General features: G+C 67.3%; 15 protein-coding genes. 5 read left to right on the top strand and 10 right to left on the bottom strand.

Annotated features, from left to right (window positions below):
• Positions 1-89: 89 nt before the first annotated feature.
• On the bottom strand, positions 90-788 hold the full coding sequence (gene serB / locus QZ709_RS16985; RefSeq protein ID WP_294638621.1) for a phosphoserine phosphatase SerB: 699 nt from the start codon (positions 786-788) through the stop codon (positions 90-92).
• A gap of 92 nt (positions 789-880) precedes the next feature.
• Here serB and QZ709_RS16980 point away from each other — a divergent pair, with 92 nt between their 5' ends.
• Both QZ709_RS16980 and QZ709_RS16975 read left to right on the top strand, forming a co-directional pair.
• Positions 881-1621 (top strand): TfoX/Sxy family DNA transformation protein, encoded by a 741-nt coding sequence (locus QZ709_RS16980; protein WP_294638620.1) that lies wholly within the window; start codon positions 881-883, stop codon positions 1619-1621.
• 55 nt (positions 1622-1676) lie between these two features.
• Positions 1677-2792 (top strand): cytochrome D1 domain-containing protein, encoded by a 1116-nt coding sequence (locus tag QZ709_RS16975; protein WP_294638618.1) that lies wholly within the window; start codon positions 1677-1679, stop codon positions 2790-2792.
• Positions 2793-2819: 27 nt separating this feature from the next.
• Here QZ709_RS16975 and mfd read toward each other — a convergent pair whose 3' ends face one another.
• From mfd to QZ709_RS16955, 4 genes are all read right to left on the bottom strand, one after another.
• A complete protein-coding gene (gene mfd, locus QZ709_RS16970; RefSeq protein ID WP_294638626.1) occupies positions 2820-6275 on the bottom strand; it encodes a transcription-repair coupling factor in 3456 nt (1151 codons plus the stop codon).
• A 108-nt stretch (positions 6276-6383) separates the two neighbouring features.
• Positions 6384-7199, bottom strand: a complete 816-nt coding sequence (locus QZ709_RS16965; RefSeq protein WP_294638617.1) for an anti-sigma factor — start codon at positions 7197-7199, stop codon at positions 6384-6386.
• Positions 7196-7699, bottom strand: a complete 504-nt coding sequence (locus QZ709_RS16960; protein WP_294638616.1) for an RNA polymerase sigma factor — start codon at positions 7697-7699, stop codon at positions 7196-7198. The genes QZ709_RS16965 and QZ709_RS16960 overlap by 4 nt, the downstream gene beginning before the upstream one ends.
• A 21-nt stretch (positions 7700-7720) precedes the next feature.
• Positions 7721-8107, bottom strand: coding sequence for a hypothetical protein (locus QZ709_RS16955; protein WP_294638614.1), 387 nt, complete (start codon positions 8105-8107; stop codon positions 7721-7723).
• A 136-nt stretch (positions 8108-8243) separates the two neighbouring features.
• Here QZ709_RS16955 and ispD point away from each other — a divergent pair, with 136 nt between their 5' ends.
• Complete coding sequence (ispD, locus tag QZ709_RS16950) at positions 8244-8996, top strand: 2-C-methyl-D-erythritol 4-phosphate cytidylyltransferase (protein WP_294638613.1); 753 nt, start codon at positions 8244-8246, stop codon at positions 8994-8996.
• An 18-nt stretch (positions 8997-9014) separates the two neighbouring features.
• Here ispD and QZ709_RS16945 read toward each other — a convergent pair whose 3' ends face one another.
• Positions 9015-10217 (bottom strand): ammonium transporter, encoded by a 1203-nt coding sequence (locus QZ709_RS16945; RefSeq protein ID WP_294638612.1) that lies wholly within the window; start codon positions 10215-10217, stop codon positions 9015-9017.
• A gap of 311 nt (positions 10218-10528) precedes the next feature.
• Here QZ709_RS16945 and ispF point away from each other — a divergent pair, with 311 nt between their 5' ends.
• On the top strand, positions 10529-11029 hold the full coding sequence (ispF, locus tag QZ709_RS16940) for a 2-C-methyl-D-erythritol 2,4-cyclodiphosphate synthase (protein WP_294638611.1): 501 nt from the start codon (positions 10529-10531) through the stop codon (positions 11027-11029).
• Here ispF and QZ709_RS16935 read toward each other — a convergent pair.
• Both QZ709_RS16935 and ompR read right to left on the bottom strand, forming a co-directional pair.
• Positions 11007-12335: a sensor histidine kinase gene (locus QZ709_RS16935; RefSeq protein WP_294638610.1), complete on the bottom strand. Its 1329-nt coding sequence runs from the start codon at positions 12333-12335 to the stop codon at positions 11007-11009. The genes ispF and QZ709_RS16935 overlap by 23 nt on opposite strands.
• 3 nt (positions 12336-12338) lie before the next feature.
• Entirely contained in the window at positions 12339-13076 is a 738-nt protein-coding gene (gene ompR, locus QZ709_RS16930) for a two-component system response regulator OmpR (RefSeq protein WP_294638609.1), read from the bottom strand.
• 209 nt (positions 13077-13285) lie between these two features.
• Between ompR and QZ709_RS16925 the strand changes: the two genes are divergently transcribed.
• Positions 13286-14023: an SIMPL domain-containing protein gene (locus QZ709_RS16925; RefSeq protein WP_294638608.1), complete on the top strand. Its 738-nt coding sequence runs from the start codon at positions 13286-13288 to the stop codon at positions 14021-14023.
• Here the strand turns inward: QZ709_RS16925 and QZ709_RS16920 are convergent.
• Together QZ709_RS16920 and aat are read right to left on the bottom strand one after the other, a co-directional pair.
• Complete coding sequence (locus tag QZ709_RS16920) at positions 14002-14778, bottom strand: arginyltransferase (protein ID WP_294638607.1); 777 nt, start codon at positions 14776-14778, stop codon at positions 14002-14004. The genes QZ709_RS16925 and QZ709_RS16920 overlap by 22 nt on opposite strands.
• On the bottom strand, positions 14775-15512 hold the full coding sequence (gene aat, locus QZ709_RS16915) for a leucyl/phenylalanyl-tRNA--protein transferase (RefSeq protein WP_294638606.1): 738 nt from the start codon (positions 15510-15512) through the stop codon (positions 14775-14777). Before aat ends, QZ709_RS16920 begins: the two co-directional genes overlap by 4 nt.
• Between the last annotated feature and the right edge of the window lie 38 nt (positions 15513-15550).

The raw sequence follows: 15550 nt of genomic DNA, 5'->3' as shown, positions 1-15550 counted from the left end.
CATGCATGGCGGGCGGGTGAGCCTCCAGCCCGGCCCATGCGCGCAGAAGGAACGACCCGGTGTCGCGGTGTCGTTCAGCCTGGGCCGTGTCACGCCATCAGCGTCAGCACCCGGTCCAGACCGCCTTCGTTGATTGCCACCATGGCGTGCTCACGCACCTTGGGCTTGGCGTGGTAGGCCACGCTGAGACCGGCCACCCCCATCATCGGCAGGTCGTTGGCCCCGTCTCCCACGGCGATGGCCTGGCTCGGGGTGCAGCCAATGCGGGCGCACAGGTTCAGCAGGTGCTGTTTCTTGGCTTCACCGTCGACGATGTCGCCCAGCACGCGGCCGGTCAGAAGGCCGCCTTCGACTTCGAGCGTGTTGGAGTGGGCTTCGTGCATGCCCAGCCGCGCCTTCACGCGGTCGGCAAAAAAGGTGAACCCGCCTGACACGAGCAGCGTCTGCAGGCCAGCGGCCTTGGCGGCATCGATCAGTTCAGGGGCGCCCGGGTTGACCTTCAATCGCTCGTCGTACACGGCCTGCAGGGCCTCGGCGGGCACACCCTTGAGCAGGGCCACACGTCGGCGCAGGCTGTCCTTGAAGTCGGTGATCTCGCCGCGCATCGCGGCTTCGGTGATGGCGGCCACCTCGGCCTTGCGTCCGACCGCATCCGCGATTTCATCGATGCACTCGATGTTGATCAGCGTCGAGTCCATGTCGAAGGCGATGGCCTTGAAGTCGGTCAGGGTCAGGGGCGGCGTGATGTGCTGGATCACGAGGCCGGGGGCAAATTCGATGGCGGGCATGGACAGGGCTGCAACGATGGGGACAATCCAGGATTATCCCCGCTGGCACTGTCTTGTGCGCCGGCTGGCATCGTCTTCCAGGAGCGCCTCCCATGCCCGTGACACGCCCGTCCCCGATCCGCGCCGAAGCCCAGCGCCGTCTGGCGTTTGCGCAGGATGTGCAGCGCCTCATGGGCGGTCTGGACGGGGTGGAGGTGCGTCCCATGTTCGGGGGCCACGGGATCTTTCGGCACGGCCTGATGTTTGCCCTGACCCTGGGCGAACGCCTGTATTTCAAGACCGATGAGCTCACCGTGGCGGCGTTCGAGCAGCTGGGACTGAAGCCCTTTCATTACACCGATCGCCATGGCCGGCAGGGTTCGCTGCGCTACCACGAAGCGCCGGCCGAGGTGTTCGAGGATGACGCGGTCATGCTGCGCTGGGCCACTCAGGCCTGGGAGGTGGCGTTGCGGGCCCAGGCCGGGCACTCCGGCAAGGCCAGGAAGGGGGCCCCTCCCGTGAAGGCGGCGAGCCCACCCAGGTCCGTCCCATCGCGAAAGTCCGGCAAGCCCGGCCCGGCGTCGCTGACCGACTTGCCCAACCTCGGCCCGGCCAGCGCAGCCATGCTCGCCGAGGCAGGCATCCGCTCCGAGCAGGCGCTGCGCAGGCTGGGTGCCGTGCGGGCGTTCGTGCGCACACGCGCCGTCTGCCCGCGCGCCAGCCTCAATCTGCTGTGGGCCCTCGAAGGCGCGCTCAGCGGGCGGCCCTGGCAGGAGGTCGCGGCACACGATCGGGCGGCCTTGCTGATGGCCGTCGAAGACGCCATGCGGGCGGGGGTGTCCGACGCAGAATGACCCCGGAGGTGGTACAACGCGAGCCTGTATCGAGAGACCACCGAGGAGACAACCCATGCGTCGAATGACCGGACCCGTGCTGCGCCTGAGCCTGGCGGCCATGGCCTGCCTGGCGATGATGACCGGCGGGCAGGCCCGCGTGCCGATGGCCGCCGATGGCCCCGCTGTGGCCCCCACTGCCGCAGAAGTCAGCCGGGGGCTGGCCTATGTCAGCCATCAGGATGGCGGCATCACCGTGCTCGATCTGGACACCTTCCAGACCCGCGCCGAGATCCCCGTCGAGGGGCAGGGTGCCCGCGGCATCGGCATCACCGCAGATGGGCGGCAACTCGTGGTGGCCGTGCGCGAGACCGGCGACGTGCAGATCATCGACATTGCCAGCAAGATGGTGGTGCAGCGCATCCACGTCGGCAAGAACCCGGAGTTCGTGCGCGTGCGCGGCGACCTGGCTTTCGTGTCGTACGAGCCCTCTTCGACAGGCAAGCCGCCCAAGGCCGGCGCCCATGACAGCAAGGACGATGACGACGGTGACGACGAGCCCGCACGCGTGGCCGTCATCGACCTGAAGCAGCGCAAGGTGCTGCGTCACATCGTGTGCGGGCCCGAGACCGAGGGCATCGAGATCACGCCGGACGGACGCCGCATCGTGGTCACGAACGAGGCGGACCACACCCTGACCATGCACGATGTGCGCACCGGCAAGCGCCTGAAGACCGTCGACACCAAGCGCCATGGCGTGCGGCCGCGCGGCATCAAGGTGTCTCCGGACGGGGAAACCTATGTCGCCACGCTCGAGTTCGGCAACAAGCTGCTGGTGCTGGATCGCAACCTCAAGCCGTTGCGCACCGTGGACACGGGCGCATCGCCCTACGGCGTCGCGTTCGACCGTACGGGCAAGCATGTGCTGGTGGCCGCCGCGCGCGACCAGAAGCTGCAGGTGTTCGACGCCCGCAGCTTCGACAAGGTGGCCGAGGTGCCGGTGGGCGAGCGTTGCTGGCACTTCAGCTTCACGCCCGATGAACGCCAGGTGCTGCTGACCTGCGGCCGCTCCAAGGAAACACTGGTGATCGATACCGCGAGCTGGCAGGTCACGCAGAAGCTGCCCACGCAGGGCATGTCGTGGGGCGTGCTGACCTGGCCCAAGGCCATGGGCAGCCTGGATCAGCCCTGACCGGGCCGGCCCGGTCTTTCAGGCCGATCAGGCCTTGATCGGCTGCCCCAGGGCCCGCAGCAGGTCGCGCACGTACTGCGCGCGGTCCTTCGGGTCCTTCAGTTCCTTCTCGATGCGCAGCTTGTCGTTGCCCGCCAGCTTGATGTGGCGGTTCTTCTGCACCAGCTCGATGATGCGCATGGGCTCGACCGGCGGGTTCGGCCGGAAGGTGATGTTGATCACGCCGGGCGCCGCGTCGATCTTGATCACGCCATAGGGCTTGGACTGCACGCGCAGCTTGTGCGTGTCGAACAGCGCCTGCGCCTGCGGCGGCAGCTTGCCGAAGCGGTCGACGATCTCCTCCAGCATGGTCTCGATCTTCTCGAGCGAGTCGGCCGTGGCCAGGCGCTTGTACAGGCTCAGGCGCACGTGCACGTCGCCGCAGAAGGCATCGGGCAGCAGCGCAGGCGCGTGCAGGTTCACATCGGTGTTGCTGCCAAACATGCCCAGCGGCGACAGCAGGTCGGGCTCCTTGCCCGCCTTCAGCGACTTCACCGCCTCGGCCAGCATCTCGTTGTAGAGCTGGAAACCCACCTCCATCATGTTGCCGCTCTGGCTGTCGCCCAGCACCTCGCCAGCGCCGCGTATTTCCAGGTCGTGCATGGCCAGGTAAAAGCCTGAGCCCAGCTCTTCCATGTTCTGGATGGCGTCCAGGCGCTGCGCGGCCTGCTTGGTCAGGCCTTCCACATCGGGCACCAGCAGGTAGGCATAGGCCTGGTGGTGCGAGCGGCCCACGCGTCCGCGCAGCTGGTGCAACTGCGCCAGGCCGAACTTGTCGGCCCGCGTGATCACGATGGTGTTGGCGCTCGGCACGTCGATGCCGGTCTCGATGATGGTCGAGCACAGCAGCACATTGAAGCGCTGGGCCACGAAGTCGCGCATCACGCGCTCCAGTTCGCGCTCGGGCATCTGGCCGTGGGCGATGCCGATGCGCGCCTCGGGCAGCAGCTCGGCCAGCTTGTCGCGCCGGTTCTCGATGGTCTCCACCTCGTTGTGCAGGAAGTAGACCTGGCCGCCGCGCTTCAACTCGCGCAGCACCGCCTCGCGGATCGTGTTGCTGCTTTCGCTGCGCACAAAGGTCTTGATCGCCAGACGCCGCTGCGGCGCGGTGGCGATCACGCTCAGGTCGCGCAGGCCTTCCATCGCCATGCCCAGCGTCCGCGGGATCGGCGTGGCAGTCAGCGTCAGCACGTCGATGTCGGCGCGCATGGCCTTGATGGCCTCCTTGTGGCGCACACCGAAACGGTGTTCCTCGTCGATGATGAGCAGGCCCAGGCGCTTGAACTTGACGGACTCGCTCAGCAGCTTGTGCGTGCCCACGATGATGTCGATCGAGCCGTCTTCCAGCCCCTGCATCGCCGCCTTGATCTCCTTGGCCGAGCGGAAGCGCGACATCTCGGCCACCTTCACCGGCCACTGCGAGAAGCGGTCCGAGATGTTCTGATAGTGCTGCTCGGCCAGCAGCGTGGTGGGTGCCAGCAGCGCCACCTGTTTGCCACCCGTCACGGCCACGAAGGCCGCTCGCAGCGCCACCTCGGTCTTGCCGAAGCCCACGTCGCCGCACACCAGGCGGTCCATCGGCCGCGGGCTGATCATGTCCTGCACGACGGCGTGGATGGCCGCGCGCTGATCGGGCGTTTCCTCGAAGCCGAAGCTGGCCGCGAAGGCCTCGTAATCCTGCGCCGAGAAGCGGAAGGCAAAGCCCTCGCGCGCTGCACGCCGCGCGTACAGGTTCAGCAACTCGGCCGCGGTGTCGCGCACCTGCTCGGCGGCCTTGCGCTTGGCCTTGTCCCACTGCGGCGAGCCCAGCTTGTGCAGCGGCGCTTCTTCGGGGCTCACGCCGGTGTAGCGGCTGATCAGGTGCAGCTGCGACACGGGGACGTACAGCGTGGCCTTGTCGGCGTACTCCAGGTGCAGGAACTCGGAAGGGCCGTCGCCCAGGTCCAGGTTGATCAGGCCCTGGTAGCGCCCGATGCCGTGGTTGCTGTGCACCACCGGGTCGCCCACATTCAGCTCGCTCAGGTCCTTGATCAGCGAGTCGACGTCGGTGGCCTGCTCGTTCTTCTTGCGCCGGCGCGTGGTCGGCGTCGCGTCGAACAGCTCCGTCTCGGTGACGAAGTGCAGTGCCCGTTCGCCGTCCTGCCAGATGAAGCCCGCAGCCAGCGGCGCCGCTGTGATCGCATGGCGGTGGTCGCTCTCGGCAAGGGCCTGCAGCGTGTCCAGCGAGGGCAGGTTGATGCGGTGGTCGCGCAGCAACTCCATCAGGCTTTCGCGGCGGCCGGCGCTTTCCGCCACCACCAGCACGCGCGCCGCCGTCTTGTCGATGTGCGATTCGAGCTTGTTCAGCGGGTCCTGCCCGCCTCGGGTCACCGCCAGATCGGGCAGTGGGCGCGCCCAGTCCACGGGCTCACTGCCACGCACCGCCAGCGTCGCGTGCACATTGGCCAGCGTGAAGAAGTCCTCCACCTTCAGGTACAGGTCTTCCGGCGGCAGGATGGGGCGTTCCGGGTCGTGCTGCAGGAAGCGGTGGCGCTCCTTGGTCTCCGTCCAGAAGCGGCGCAGCGCCTCGTCGATGTCACCGTGCAGCACCAGGGCCGCCTGCTCGCCCAGATGGCCGAAGAAGGTCGCCGTCTCATCGAAGAACAGCGGCAGGTAGTACTCGATGCCGGCCGTGGCCACGCCATTGCCGATGTCCTTGTAGATGCGGGACTTGGTCGGGTCGCCCTCGATGCGCTCACGCCAGCGGTTGCGGAACGCGCCGCGCGCCGCCTCGTCCATCGGGAACTCGCGGCCCGGCAGCAAACGCACCTCGGGCACGGGATACAGGCTGCGCTGCGTGTCCGGGTCGAAGGTGCGGATCGAATCAACCTCGTCACCGAACAGGTCCACGCGATACGGCACAGGTGAGCCCATCGGGTAGAGGTCGATCAGGCCGCCGCGCACCGCGTACTCGCCCGGCGACACGACCTGGCTGACGTGGTTGTAGCCCGCCAGCGTCAGCTGCGACTTCAGCGCGGCCTCATCCAGCTTCTGCTTCTGCTTGAAGTGGAAGGTGTAGGCCGCCAGGAAGGAGGGCGGCGCCAGGCGCGTCAGCGCGGTGGTGGCCGGCAGCAGCACCACATCGACGCCGGTCTCGGCACCCACGCCCTGCTGGATCTTCCACAGCGTGGCCAGCCGTTCCGAGATCAGATCCTGGTGTGGCGAGAAGGTGTCATAGGGCAGCGTTTCCCAGTCGGGGAACACACTGCAGCGCAGCTCGGGCGCGAAGAACGCCATCTCGTCGAGCAGACGCTGCGTGTCGGCCGGATCGGCCGTGATCACGCACGTCAGCTGGCGCTGCGCCTTGCGCCCCTCGGCGTACTGCGCCAGCAACAGCGCGTCGGCAGAGCCGGGCGGGCGGGGCAGGGTGTAGCGTTTGCCGGGGGCGATGGAGGGCAGGGGCAGCTTGGGCAACATGGCGCGCAACAATGACAAAGCGCCCGAACCGAAGGCGGTACGGGCGTGAAGCGCCTGATTCTAGGGGGCGCAGCGTATCGGCTCGCGTGCCGTGATTCAAGGCCGCGACGCTGTCTCGTCTTTGCCCTGTTGTGCATACACAGCCTCCGCCACCTGAACCAGCGCATCCCGCGACAAGGGGCCGGCCACGGCGTACCCCGCCGAGCCCGCAACCCAGTAGAACACGCTCAGCGGCCCTTCCTGGCTGAACTGAAAGCGCGCGCTCTGAGCCTGGGGCAGGCGCGGGCTGATGCACACCGTGATCCGCCGGCCCTGGGGGTCTTCGTACATCAACTGGGCCACCGGTCCCTCGCCGCCCGGTACCAAGCGCCCGCCCATCAGCGTCCAGCCCAAAGCGGCCAGGGTGGGCGGCTGCACCGGTTGGCCCAGCCGCTTGGTGAGCCATTTCACCAGCTGGGCCTCCTGATCGGCGCCGATCTCCACTGGTCGGCGCAGGTCGGGGGCGTACACCGCATGGGCCAGGGCCGCGTCGCGGGCGAGTTCCCGTACGGGCGCTGCGCGCGCCAGCTCATCGACAGCGGGCATCGACGCCGCGCGCAAGGCCCATCCGGCCCCCAGGCCGACGGCAAACAGCGCGGCCGCGGCCGCGGCGCGCCAGAGCCCGGCACGCCGTGCCCATGGCTGGCGGGCGGGGTCGTGTGCCAGTGCCTGCAGGCGTGCCGGCACGGGCTCGTCCAGCACGGCGGCGTGCAGGGCCTGCAGCTGCAGTCGCTGCCTTTGCCAGGCGGTCACCCGCTCTGCCGTTTCAGGATGCGAGTCAACGTACGCGGCGACCTGTCCGGCCACGTCCGGAGGCAGCTCGCCATCCAGCCAGGCCTGCAGCGTCTCGTCGGTGTAGGGAGAGGGGCTCATTTCATCAACCTCAATCGCGACGGCGTCGCCTGTTCGGCCAGCAACTGCCGAAGGCGATCTCGTCCACGGGCCAGGCGCGACATCACGGTGCCGGTCGGCACGCCCAGCATCTCTGCCACCTCGGCATAGCTGCAGCCCTCGATCGCCACCAGCAGCATCACTGCGCGCTGAGGCTCCGGCACCTGCTGCAAAGCCGCCTCAAGGGCCGCCATCTCAAGCCCATCTGTCTGCGTGGCGCGCATGACGGGCAACGCCGCATCGGCCTCGTCGAGGTTGACCAGGTCCAGCCCCTGGCGCCGCCACTGGTCGATGCGCACGTGGTGCATGATGGTCAGCAGCCACGGCCGCAAGCCCCGCTCCGCATCCCAGCGATGGGCGTGCCGCCACGCCCGTTCGAGCGTGTCCTGCACCAGGTCATCGGCCGCCATGGGGTCGCCCACCAGCGCCCGCGCGTGCCGTCGCAACGCGGGCAACACAGCCAGCAATGCGGTGCTGTCCATCAGTGTGGGGGCATGGCTGGCTCAGGGCCGGGCCGCGCGCCATACCTGGTTGAAGCCGTCCCCGGTGACATCGCCCGGCTTCTGGTCCTTCACCCAGTGGTAGAGCGGCTTGCCCTTGAAAGCCCACTGCTTTCGTCCGTCGTCGCGCACGATCACCGTGTAATCGCCCGTGGCCCGCGCGTCGTCATCTGCCAGAAGCGGCGGCCAATTGGCAGCGCAAGGCCCGTTGCAGACACTCTTGCCGCTGTTTGCCGCGTCCTTGTCGAAGGTGTAGAGGGTCATCTGATTCTGACCGACCAGCAGGCCTTCGCGCACCTGCACAGGGGCCGATGCGGTGAGAGAAGCGCAGCCCGACAGGCTGATGAAAGCGGCAAGCGCCAGGGGGACGAGAACGCGGTGCGGATGCATGGAGTGTCCTTGTGTGCTGGGGGCCGTTGAACGGGCCCGGTTGAGGGATGGGGGAGGGACGACGGTGCGGCCGTGTCAGCTCTCTTCCCTGTCTTGTACGCGAGGCGAGGTCGATTTATTCCATGACAATGCCGACATGCTGACCATCGTCCCCGAGCCCGGTTTTCGTCCCCGTTGTTTTGCACTGGTGCCGTGTGCCGGCGTGGGGGAGCGAGCGGGGGCGGGTGGCCCCAAGCAGTACCACCCGGTGGCAGGGCGGGCGCTGGTTGCGCACACCCTGGAAGCCCTGGGTGCCGTGACCCGGTTGGCGGCGACGCTGGTCGTTGTGTCGCCGGGCGACACGCTGTTCGAGCAGCAGGTACCGGGCTTCGAAGGGCCTCGTGGCTGGCTGGCGCGTGTCGGTGGCGCGACTCGCGCCGAAACCGTGCTCAACGGGCTGGACGAATTGCTGTCGCGCGGAGCCCAGCCTCACGACTGGGTGTTGGTTCACGACGCCGCCCGCTGCCTGGTGCAGCCCGAGTGGGTCGAGCGCCTGATCGAGGCCTGCGATGACGATGAAGTGGGTGGGCTGTTGGCGCTGCCACTTGCAGACACCCTGAAGACCGCGGCCACCGATGCGCATGGTCGCGCCCGGGCCGCCTCCACTGTCGACCGCAGCGGCAAGTGGGCCGCCCAGACACCTCAGATGTTCCGCCTCGGACTGCTGGGCCCGGCGTTGCGGGGGGCGCTGTCCAATCCGGAGACGGCTGCCACCATCACCGATGAGGCCAGCGCCATCGAAGCCATCGGCCACCGCCCCCGGCTGGTGGCAGGTGATTACGAGAACATCAAGGTGACGTGGCCCGGCGACTTCGCGCTGGCCGAGCGCCTGTTGCGCACGCGCGGCTGAGCCCGGGCCGCGCAGGCCTTACCAGGACACTTCCTGTTCGGGCGTGGCCTTGATGCGGTGAATGGACAGGTCGGCCCCCTCGAATTCTTCTTCCTGGGTCAGCCGCAGACCGGCCACCTTGTTCAGCACGCCATAGACGACGCCGCCGGTCACGAGCGCGCACAGCACCACGATCAGGGTGCCCAGGATCTGCGTGCCGAGGCTCACGCCGCCGATCCCGCCCAGGGCTTGCTGACCAAAGATACCGGCGGCAATCCCGCCCCATGCGCCGCACAGGCCGTGCAGGGGCCACACGCCCAGCACGTCGTCGATCTTCCAGCGGTTCTGCACCAGGGTGAACATGAGCACGAAGATCGCCCCGGCGACGGCGCCGACGACGAGGGCGCCTGCCGGGTGCATGATGTCCGAACCTGCACACACGGCCACGAGGCCGGCCAGTGGGCCGTTGTAGGCGAAGCCCGGGTCGTTCTTGCCCATCAGCACGGCCACCAGCGTGCCGCCCACCAGCGCCATGAGCGAGTTCACTGCCACCAGACCGGAGATCTTGTCGATCGTCTGAGCGCTCATCACATTGAAGCCGAACCAGCCCACGGCGAGGATCCACGAGCCCAGCGCCAGAAAGGGAATGCTGGACGGCGGGTGGGCCGACATCGCACCGTCCTTGCGATAGCGGTTGCGCCGGGCACCAAGAATCAGCACGGCCGGCAGCGCGATCCAGCCACCGAAGGCGTGCACCACCACCGAGCCGGCAAAGTCGTGCAATTGAGCGCCGGTCACCGTCTGCAGCCAGTCCTCGAAACCGAAGCGGTTGTTCCACACCGCACCCTCGACGAGCGGATAGAACACGCCCACGATCACGGCCGTGGCCAGCAGTTGAGGGCCGAATTTGGCGCGCTCTGCGATGCCGCCCGAGATGATGGCCGGGATGGCCGCGGCAAAGGTCAGCAGGAAAAAGAACTTCACCAGCGCGTAGCCGTTGTTCTGCGCCAGCGTGCCGGCGCCTGTCATGAAGTCGACGCCATAGGCCACGGTGTAGCCCACAAAGAAGTACACCAGCGTCGACACGCAGAAGTCCACCAGGATCTTGACCAGGGCATTGACCTGGTTCTTGTGGCGCACAGTGCCCAGTTCAAGAAAGGCGAAGCCCGCATGCATCGCCAGCACCATCACGGCGCCCAGAAGAATGAATAGCGCGTCTGCGCCTTGTTTGAGTTGTTCCATCGTTCGGCTTTCCGAAAAGAACGAATGGCGCACCGTCATGGTTCCTGGTGCGCCATCATGGTTTGATGCGCACCAAATGAAAGCAATTTCGATGCCTGATTTTGAGGCGCATCCGACCGCAATGGTGCGCTTTGACTGCACCATTCGGGTGCGATACAGGGCTCGTTCCCGAGGCCGTGGCCCGGGCGCGCATGCGCTCCGGCTCGTGTTGCACTTCTGTGGTGCGTTATCCGGGGCGCGTTGCTACGCCCGTTCCATTCGCCTCAGGCGACAATCCGGATTCTTCTCACTGCACGCACCGGCGCACCCGCATGACCTTGCCCCTTTTGCGCGTCGGCGAAGGCTGGGACACCCACGCCCTCGTCACGGGCCGCCCACTGATCCTGGGCGGCGTCCTCCTTCCTCACACCCACGGCCTGCTGGGCCATTCCGACGCGGACGCCTTGCTGCACGCCATCACCGACGCGGTGCTGGGCGCCGCGGGGCTGGGTGACATCGGCCGGCACTTTCCCGACACCGACCCGCAGTTCAAGGGCGCCGATTCGGTGGTGCTGCTGAAAGAGGCCGTCCGGCGCGTGACGCAGGCCGGCTGGGCCATCGTCAACATCGACAGCACCATCGTGGCCCAGGCGCCCAAGATGGCGCCTCACATACCGGCCATGCGCGCCCGCATCGCAGAGGCCCTGGGGCTCGACGAAGGGGCGGTGAACGTCAAGGCCAAGACGGCCGAGAAAATGGGGCCGGTCGGCGAGGGCCGCGCGATCGAGACGCGGGCCATCTGCCTGCTGGTCAGGCAGCCCGCTTCAGCTTGATGTGGGCGACCAGCCCGCCGCCTGAGGCATTGGCCAGCTCCAGCCCGCCGCCCATGCGCTGCAGCGCCTTGTCGACGATGGCCAGCCCCAGGCCTGCGCCCGTCGCCGCCGTGCGGGCGGCATCCCCGCGGAAGAACGGCGTCGTCAGCGCGGCCAGCTTTTCGGGGGCCACGCCCGGCCCGTGGTCGCGCACGCTGATGATCACCCACGACCCCGAGCGCGTGTAGCTCACGTCCACGTTCGTCACACCCGTGTAGGTGTTGCGCCCGTAGCGCCGCGCGTTCTCGAACAGGTTCATCAACACCCGGCTCAGCTCGGTCTCGTCGGCCAGCACCTTGGTGTCGATGGGCAGCTTGGCCGTGATGCGGATGCGCTTGGTGTCCCGGAACTGGCTGATGGCCTTGTCGACCACCGACGACACGTGCACCGGCACCAGCTCCACCTCGCCGGGGCGGGCGTAGTCCATGAACTTGTCGATGATGGCGTCGAGCTGGTCGATGTCGGCCGCGATGTTGCGACGGGCCTCCTCGTCGACCACGCTCATCTCGGCCTCGAGCCGCAATCGGGCCAGCGGCGTGCGCAGGTCATGCGAGATGCCCGCCAGCATCACGGCGCGGTCTTCTTCGACCTTGGCCAACTCCCGCGCCATCCGGTTGAAGCCCTGGTTCACCTCGCGGATCTCGCGGGTGATCATGGACTCGTCCAGCACGGAGTCGAACTCGCCCTCCCGGATGCGGCTGGCTGCGAACGACAGCTCCTTGAGTGGCTGGTTGATCAGCCGGGCGATGACGGCCGAGCCCAGCAGGGTGGCCACCAGCGCGATCCCGACCCAGACGAACCAGGTCTTGCCCGTCAGAGGCACGATGCGGTTCGCATCGGCCTGCAGCCAGTAGTTGTCCCGTTCGATCTGGAAGCCCACCCACAGCCCGGGCTTGCCGTTCACCGCGCTGGCCACCACCGTGGTCGGCCCGAGCCGCGAACGCAACTCCTGTCCGATCGTCCGCGTGAAGCGGTTGACCTCGAAAGGCACATAGCGGTCCGCCGGCTCGCGCGGCTTGAGCACGATGGCCTCCTGGTCGAACAGCGTCTTGATCAACGTCACGCGGTTGATGCTGTCGGCATAGCGCAAGGCGGCGCGCGACAGGTTCACCAGGCTGGCGATCTGCTGCGCCGCCTGGACGGACCGGGGCTCGAACTCCAGGGCGCGGAAAGTCTGCACCCAGGCCACGATGCCAGCCGTCAGCAGCAGACCGAGCAGGATGAAGGTGCGCCAGAACAGGCTGAGGGCAAACCGTTTGCGGCCCATTGATCAGGTCCCGCCGTCCGGCACAAACACATAGCCCACGCCCCAGACCGTCTGGATGTAGCGCGGCTGGGCCGGGTCGGGTTCGATCATCTTGCGCAGGCGGGAGATCTGCACGTCCAGGCTGCGATCGAAGGGCTCGAACTCGCGGCCGCGGGCCAGTTGGGCCAGCTTGTCGCGCGACAGCGGCTGACGCGGATGTCGCACCAGCGCCTTCAGCATCGAGAACTCGCCGGTGGTCAGGGCGATCGGCTCGCCATCCTTGCTCAGGCGACGCAGGGCCAGGTCGAACTCGAACGGGCCGAACTGCACCGTCTGCGCTTCTTTCGCGGGCGCGCCGGGGGCCTCCTGGGCCGGGCGGCGGCGCAGCACGGCGTGGATGCGCGCCAGCAATTCGCGCGGATTGAAGGGCTTGGGCAGGTAGTCGTCGGCGCCCACTTCCAGTCCCACGATGCGATCCACATCCTCGACCTTGGCGGTCAGCATGATGATGGGCGTCACGTCGTTGGCGGCCCGCAGGCGGCGGCAGATGGACAGGCCATCTTCACCGGGCAGCATCAGGTCCAGGACGATGAGGTCGACCGTCTCGCGGGTCAGCAGCCGGTTCAGGGCCTTGGCGTCCTCGGCCAGGAGCACCTCGAAGCCCTCCTGGCTGAGATAGCGGCGCAGCAGGTCGCGGATTCGGGCATCGTCGTCCACGACCAGGATGCGGTCGGGACGCTGGGTGTTGGGCGTCGTGCTCATCTCTGCTTTCCTCGCATTTGTAACAGACGCGGATTTTGATCAGGATCCGGCGTGCAAAACGGGCGGTCTGACCAGCTGTTACAAATCTTGCGGGTCCGGAGAGAGTGCGTCAAGCCGGTTTCCCACAGTGTGGTGTGGGCGGGTCGGTCGGCGTTCAATCACGGTGCTGCGTTGTATAAGTCCTTCATCACCACACGGGAGTTGACCGCATGCAAACCCTGACTCGTTCTCGCCACGCCGGCAAGCTGGCTCTCTGTCTCACCACGGCCCTGTGCTGGGCGACGCTGTCCGGCTCTGCGCTGGCCGATGCGCCCCGAGAGAACCTGGTCGGGTTCAGTGCGAGCGCAACACGCGAACTGGTGCAGGACCTGCTGCAGATCACCTTGCAGGCGCGGGTGGAGGGCAATGTGGCGGCCGAGGTTCAGGCGCAGCTCAAGCAGCAGCTGGATGCCGCGCTGTCCGAAGCGCGCAAAGCCGCTGCGGCGGGCGCCATGGAGGTACGGACTGGCAGCTTCCATCTGTCGCCGCGCTATGCCAACAACGGGCGGGTCAACGGGTGGATCGGACAGGCGCAACTCGTCCTGGAGGGCACCGACATGGCCCGCATCAGCCAGACGGCGGGGCGGCTGAATCAGCTGCAGGTTCAGAGTGTGTCGTATGGACTGTCGCGGGCCCTGCGGGAAGCGCAGGAAACCGAGCTGACCAGCCAGGCGATCGCACGGTTTCGCGCCCGCGCCAGCCGCATCGCAGCCGATTTCGGTCAGCGCGGCTATGTCCTGGGCGAGCTCAACGTCTCCTCCACCGATCCCGGCTTCGAGGGGCGGCCGATGCTGATGGCGGCCCGTGCGAAGACCATGGAGATGGCCGCCGATGCACCGTTGCCCGTGGAGCCTGGAAAAGGCACGCTGACCGTGACGGTGACCGGTCAGGTTCGACTGACCCCCTGATCCTGATCCACCAGGGTCTCTCGGGTCTGCCACGCTCCCCCGACCAGCACCTGGTGGGGGAGGAACTGCGCCTTGTAGGCCATCTTGCGGCTGTCCGCGATCCAGTAGCCCAGATACAGATACGGCAGCCCCAGGTGAGCCGCCTGCCGGATCTGCCACAGCACATTGAATGTGCCGTAGCTCGCCCGGGTATCCGGCTCGTAGAAGGTGTAGACCGCAGACAGCCCGTCGTTGAGGATGTCCAGGATCGAGACCATCTTCAACCGGCCTTGGCTTTCGCCCTCGGCTGGGGGCTCGCGAAACTCCACCAGCCGGGAATTCACCCTGCTTTGCAGCAGGAACTGGGTGTACTGGTCGACCGAGTCGTGGTCCATACCGCCGCCCCGGTGTCGGCCGGCCTGGTAGCGCAGGTACAGCTGGTAATGCTCGGGTGTGAAACACAGCCGCAGCACCCGGGCCTCCAGGTGCTCGTGCGCTTTCCATGCGCGGCGCTGGCTCCGATTCGGCGCGAAGTCGGACACCGGAACCCGCAGTGGAATGCAGGCCTTGCAACCGTCGCAGTAAGGCCGGTAGGTGAACATGCCGCTGCGCCGAAAGCCGCCCGCCACCAGACCCGAATAGATGTCGGCATTGATCAGGTGGCTGGGGGTCGCCACCTGAGAGCGCGCTTCTCGACCCTCCAGATAACTGCAAGGGTAGGGCGCGGTGGCATAGAACTGCAGAGACGCCAGAGGCAGGTCTTTGAGGTGGGTCACGCGAGGCCGTCCAGTTCTGACCAGAGCGAATCATCATAGGCCCAGATGCGGGGTGCCGGTTCGTCGATCACGCCCCGCAAATGGGCTTCAAATTCGCCTCTCAGCAAAGGCCGTGCCCCGAGGGACGCGAGATGCTGCGTCTGTTGCTGGCAGTCGATCAGGGCGATCCCGTTGGCCCGACAGAAGCAGACCAGGGCCGCCAGCGCGATCTTGGATGCGTCCGTCCGCCACGCAAACATCGACTCGCCGAAGAACATCCGCCCGATGCTGACGCCATACAGACCGCCCACGAGTTCACCGTCCCACCACGTTTCGAACGAGTGCACCCTGCCCATGCGGTGCCAGCGTGCGTACACCTGCTGCACGGCGGGCACGATCCAGGTGCCATCCTGGCCCTCGCGCGGAGTGCCTGCGCAGGCGCGGATGACCCGATCGAACGCCCCGTCCACCCGGATCGCGCTGTCCGGGGTGTGCCGGAAGCGGCGGATGGTCTTGCGAAGGGAACGCGACAGTTTGAATTCCGCCGTCGGCAACACCATGCGCGGGTCGGTTGTCCACCACAACACCGGCTGACCCGGGCTGAACCACGGAAAGATGCCGCGTCGGTACGCAGCGTCCAACCGTTCCACCGTCAACTCGTTGCCCGCGGCCAGAAGGCCTGGCGCTTCGGACCCGGGGCCGAGCGCCAGGCTGGTATCGGGGAAGGGGGAGTCGGGTTCGAGCCAGGGGATCATGCCCGAATCATAAAAAAAGCCCGGTGGCGTGCCACCGG

It is taken from the genome of uncultured Aquabacterium sp., assembly GCF_913773725.1.
Classification (GTDB): Bacteria; Pseudomonadota; Gammaproteobacteria; order Burkholderiales; family Burkholderiaceae_C; genus Aquabacterium.
Note: the sequence above shows the minus strand (reverse complement) of the source record. Positions and strands in the feature narration are given on the sequence as shown.